The organism is Pseudomonas sp. Ps21-P2 (genome assembly GCF_039672565.1).
GTDB lineage: Bacteria > Pseudomonadota > Gammaproteobacteria > Pseudomonadales > Pseudomonadaceae > Aquipseudomonas.
In genome coordinates this window covers 1-3,809 of sequence record NZ_JBDFPL010000027.1, presented here as the reverse complement: position 1 = coordinate 3,809, position 3,809 = coordinate 1, and the positions used below count along the sequence as shown (strand labels likewise).

Annotated in this window: 5 protein-coding genes; 3 read left to right on the top strand and 2 right to left on the bottom strand. The window is 54.2% G+C overall.

Annotated elements, in window-relative coordinates; all coding sequences use genetic code 11:
• Positions 1 to 1,716, bottom strand: a 1,716-nt coding sequence (locus tag ABEH28_RS27170; RefSeq protein ID WP_346631553.1) for a PAS domain-containing protein, incomplete at its 3' end; no start/stop codon positions are given.
• A gap of 557 nt (positions 1,717 to 2,273) precedes the next feature.
• Between ABEH28_RS27170 and ABEH28_RS27165 the strand changes: the two genes are divergently transcribed.
• The 3 genes from ABEH28_RS27165 (at position 2,274) to ABEH28_RS27155 (ending at position 3,519) form a co-directional block, all read left to right on the top strand.
• Positions 2,274 to 2,582 (top strand): putative quinol monooxygenase, encoded by a 309-nt coding sequence (locus ABEH28_RS27165; protein ID WP_192174996.1) that lies wholly within the window; start codon positions 2,274 to 2,276, stop codon positions 2,580 to 2,582.
• 52 nt (positions 2,583 to 2,634) lie between these two features.
• Positions 2,635 to 3,003, top strand: a complete 369-nt coding sequence (locus ABEH28_RS27160) for a hypothetical protein (RefSeq protein ID WP_346631552.1) — start codon at positions 2,635 to 2,637, stop codon at positions 3,001 to 3,003.
• Positions 3,004 to 3,267: 264 nt separating this feature from the next.
• Positions 3,268 to 3,519 (top strand): hypothetical protein, encoded by a 252-nt coding sequence (locus ABEH28_RS27155; RefSeq protein ID WP_282372395.1) that lies wholly within the window; start codon positions 3,268 to 3,270, stop codon positions 3,517 to 3,519.
• Positions 3,520 to 3,651: 132 nt separating this feature from the next.
• Here the strand turns inward: ABEH28_RS27155 and ABEH28_RS27150 are convergent, their stop codons facing one another.
• Positions 3,652 to 3,798 (bottom strand): hypothetical protein, encoded by a 147-nt coding sequence (locus ABEH28_RS27150; RefSeq protein ID WP_346631551.1) that lies wholly within the window; start codon positions 3,796 to 3,798, stop codon positions 3,652 to 3,654.
• Between the last annotated feature and the right edge of the window lie 11 nt (positions 3,799 to 3,809).

Here is a 3,809-nt window from a genome sequence, read left to right as displayed (position 1 = left end):
CTGGAGTACATTCAGCCCTGCTGCGCTGTCACCTGCCTCGATAGCCATGTATCCGAGGTCTTCCAGGATGTCCATGACCAGCATGCGCACCGTTGGCTCATCGTCTACCACCAGCACAGTTTTGCTGTGGTCACTGGGTGTTATGGCGGCACGCTCTGGTTGTTCCACTTCACTTTCCGCTTCTGCATAGTGACGAGGAAGGTACAGGCAGACCGTTGTACCCAGTCCCACTTCGGAATGAATTTTGACCTGTCCTCCCGACTGCTGGGCGAATCCGTAGATCATGGACAGTCCCAGGCCGGTCCCTTTACCAATAGGTTTTGTCGTGAAAAAGGGTTCGAATGCTCGCGCGACCACCTCCGGTGGCATTCCGGATCCGGTGTCCGTTACGCTGAGGGCCAGGTATTGGCCTTCTGGAATTTGATACTGCTTTGCGGTCTTCTCATCGAGGCACCTATTGGCTGTCTCGACGACGATACGGCCGCCTGCAGGCATTGCATCTCGAGCATTGATGCACAGATTCAGCAACGCGTTCTCAAGCTGCGGGACGTCCACTAACGCGACCCACAACCCAGGCATACCTACCACTTCAAATTGAATGCTGGGGCCGACGGTTCGCTGAATCATGTCCTGCAGCTCAACTACCAGCCGATTGATGTCGGTCGGTCGTGGGTCAAGGGTCTGGCGACGCGCAAAAGCCAGTAACCGATGGGTCAAGGCAGAAGCACGCTTTGCGGCCCCCTGTGCTGCGCCTATATAGCGTTCCGCGTCATTGATACGACCTTGCATCATTCGAACCTGCATCAATTCGAGTGACCCAGAAATGCCGGCCAGCAGGTTGTTGAAGTCGTGCGCAAGGCCTCCGGTCAATTGGCCAACCGCCTCCATTTTCTGGGACTGCCGAAGTCTCTCCTGCGCATCCTGCAACTCAGCAGAGCGCTCGGCGACACGTTTCTCCAGATTCTCGTTGAGTGCCTGTAAATCAGCAATGGCGCGGTCGCGTTCTGCTTCAACACTACGGCGACCCTCTACATCCAGCAACACGCCAGGAAAGCCCACCGGTATGCCATCCGCATCGCAATCGACCCGACCGTTTGCTTCCAACCAATAGTAATTGCCGTCTGCTCGCCTGACTCGGTACTGATGAGCGTATCTGCCGCCGCGAGCAATGGCCTGATCAATCGCTTCGATCAGCCCGGGGCGATCATCGGGATGAACCTTCTCTAAGATCTGAGCCAGTGGGATTCCTTCCTTGCCCAAAGCAGCGTCCAAGCCAAACGCCACGGCGAATGCCTCGTCCACCGTAAAACGATCCAGTTTCAGGTCCCATATCCAGCAACCAATGATGGCTCCAGCTGCTAGCGCAAGCTGCACACGTTGCACGTTTTCTTTGGTCAGCGCTTCACTGACCCGCAGCCGTTCTTCGGCGGCCCTTTGCTTGGTGATGTCAATCACAAATCCGGGAAAGCTGGTCCGTACGCCGTGTTCATCGGAGCCGACGCTGCCATGGGCGTCAAGCCAGTAATACCGACCATCAGCGCGCTTGACTCGGTATTGATGTCTATAGGCGCCACCGCGTATCACGGCCTCTGCGATCGCAGTGTCTAATCCTGGTCGGTCCTCTGGGTGAACGTTCTCAAGAACCTCGTTGATGGTCACTTCCTTGTAAACAAGGCTTTCATCAAGCCCAAACGCCTCGGTAAAACCAATATCCACGGAGAAACTGTCCCGGATTAGGTGCCAAGCCCAAGTGCCTACGATTCCGCCTGCCTTGAGCGCAAGGTGTACATGATCGATGCCTCTATTCGCCAAGAGCTCGTATGAGCGTAGACAACGTGTCTCAGCCAGCTGTGATCGCAGACTCTCAACCTCAGAGCGAAGGGTCTCGATTTCCGACGGTTTGTCGGTCATTTCGACTCACCATAGTGGGCCAAATGGTAGGTACTGGAGAGACAGGCACGTCTCTGGAGCGCGAAAACAGTGGTTTTTCTGTTAGCCATGGATGTCACGCGACTGAGGACCAAGAGTGGTTTTTCAGCATGCTACACCAATGGCTTGCGCATCAAATGCTATACGCGTGGGAACCTACAAAGGCTTTTTGGAGTGCCTGCGGTGTGCAGCAGGCTGGCACCTTAAAAAAACCCTTGCCACCTAGCCAATAGGTGCAAAGCGATTTCAATAGCCTCCCTGCTTTTTCTGAATGAATATCTTACGTGGCATGTCTCATGCGCTGACGGCTCCATTCCGGCGCCGGCATTGTCAGGACTCCCCACATGACTTCACCTCTTAACGTCGTAGCGATCATGAAAGCCAAGCCAGGCATGGAAGCGCAATTGAAAAACCTGCTGCAATCAGCCCTGCCGCAATTCCAGCAGGAGCCTGGGTGCCAGGCCTATGCGCTGTTGACGGATATTGAAGACCCCACCCGCTTTGTTTCCTACGAAAGCTGGGACAGTGAAGCGGCACTGCAAGCGCACATGATGGCTCCGACCCTGACAAACGCTATGCCGGTTCTGGAAAATATCCTAGCCGAGCCCATGCAGCAGATTCGCCTTAATCAATTGCCGGGTAGCACCGTCTAGGTCGTGGTATGCCATGCACGCGGGATTGACATCTGATTAAAGAGAATGAGTCATGAAACATATTTTCTTCACTTCGTTGTTTGCTTTTAGCCTGACCGCTGCAGCTGCACAGCAAAGCCTCAATCTTCCAAGCTGTGACATCCAAAACCAACAAGAAATAGCCGGCGAGACCGGAGCGCAGATCAGCGATCCAGGACAAGCACATATGTCAGTAAGAGCCAATGTTCTAAGTGCCGATATCAGTACCTCAAGAAAAGTCCGTCGTATTACCGAGGTTGAAGCACAGCGTATGGTGAAGCGTGTAGAGAACGTCCGGAATGAAACTAATCGGTTCGTCGAGCAGCAGGGTTTCTTGAGCGCGGCAGAGAAAGCTAGTTTTGACCGTGAGTTCGATGCCATTGCGACGCAGCTGTGTAGGTAAGAAAAACTGAACAACGCTCAATCCGGCACGAGTGGGGCTGTGGCCGTAGAAGAATACCGTGATCGTACCCCTAATCGAGCAGGAAAAGCGGCTATTTCGCCTGAGGGCTTGATGGCTGATGGTAACCACGGCGACAAGTCACCCGTTCCACCACCAGCTACACAAATAACCAAAATGTCGCTTCATCCACAAGCCCGCCCCGTGCGGGCTTTGTCAGTAGCAACAGGGCATTATCGGACCTCAGATCGTGCAGGAAAATCAGCCGTGACCAATCTTAGTGAAACGCTTCGTGCAACTGCCAGAAAATGGCGAAATGCTAACCAGGATCACCGTGGCGGCGTCGTGCTGATCTGGCAAGGCGCGGTCTACGGCTGGAAGGACTCCTTGCGTGACGCGAGCGATGAGAGCCCAGGCGTATACGCTGTGAATGAAACAGATCACATTTTCATTGCCGAAGGCGGTGATGAATACAACGGTGCAAAATGCTGGGTAGCGGCTGTTTTTGAAAAAAATTAGTAGGGAAGGTCGATGAGTACGAAAAAGCAATCTGTCCCGTATCCATTCCGACTGGAAGTCAAATGTGGGGTGGCATGTCCGAGCAAGGCTCGGACTTCGTCGGTTGACCTATGGACCGAGCGCCCTGGGCCATCAATCCGAGAGCAGTGCATGCATGTCCTCCGCAAGCAAGGGTGTGCTCAGCAGAATGCCTTGAGCATAAGGACAGCCTAGAATTCTGAGCTGAGCCATCTGGCTTTGCGTCTCTACCCCCTCAGCCACGATTGCCAGATCCAACACCTGGCCCAACG

Coding starts and splice junctions, on each gene's coding strand:
- ABEH28_RS27165 (WP_192174996.1), top strand. CDS start 2,274: ATGACTTCACCTCTTAACGTCGTAGCGATCATGAAAGCCAAGCCAGGC.
- ABEH28_RS27160 (WP_346631552.1), top strand. CDS start 2,635: ATGAAACATATTTTCTTCACTTCGTTGTTTGCTTTTAGCCTGACCGCT.